Source organism: Mesorhizobium sp. M7A.F.Ca.AU.002.02.1.1 (genome assembly GCF_003998535.1).
Lineage (GTDB): Bacteria > Pseudomonadota > Alphaproteobacteria > Rhizobiales > Rhizobiaceae > Mesorhizobium > Mesorhizobium ciceri.
Window position 1 is genome coordinate 1 of the sequence record NZ_RZPB01001409.1, and the last position, 623, is coordinate 623.

At 64.7% G+C, this 623-nt stretch carries 1 protein-coding gene; it reads right to left on the bottom strand.

All coding sequences use genetic code 11. The annotated features are described in order from the left end of the window. Positions 1 to 38: 38 nt before the first annotated feature. The coding region (gene iolB / locus EN879_RS38045) for a 5-deoxy-glucuronate isomerase (RefSeq protein WP_127274817.1) at positions 39 to 623 on the bottom strand (585 nt) is incomplete at its 5' end.

A 623-nucleotide genomic window follows, 5' to 3' on the forward strand; every position in this document is an offset into this window, starting at 1 on the left:
GTGCTGGACCAGGGGGCGAGTGCTCACGCAGCGACCGATCAGGCCTTCATCAGCCATTCATGCTCGGGCGCATTGTGGAACTTCCACGTCCGCTTCGGTCCTGCCATGACGTTGAGATAATAGAGGTCGTAGCCATGGCAGGCGGCGCAGGGGTGATAACCCCTGGGTACCAGCACGACATCGCCATCCTCGATCGCCATTGCTTCGTCGAGCGCGCGATGGCCGTTCTTGTCGGCGTCGGTGTAGACGCGCTGGAAGGCAAAGCCCTGCGGCGGGTTGAGGCGGTGATAGTAAGTTTCCTCGAGGTAGGATTCAGCGGGCAGATTGTCCTGGTCGTGCTTGTGCGGCGGATAGCTCGACGTATGCCCCCCGGGCGTGATGACCTCGACCACCAGCAGCGAATCGGCCGGCTTGCCCTCCGGCAGGATGTTGGTGACATAGCGCGTGTTGGTGCCCTTGCCGCGCACCTCCTGGCCGAGATCGTCCGGTCCGATGACGCGAACCGGCAGGCCGCCGCCAAGGCCCGGCGCCGAGCAGACCGCGACTTCCAGTTCGGTGTCCGCGGTCACCGACCAGTCCGAACCCTCAGGCACGTAGACCGACCACGGCTTGCCCTCGAAGGG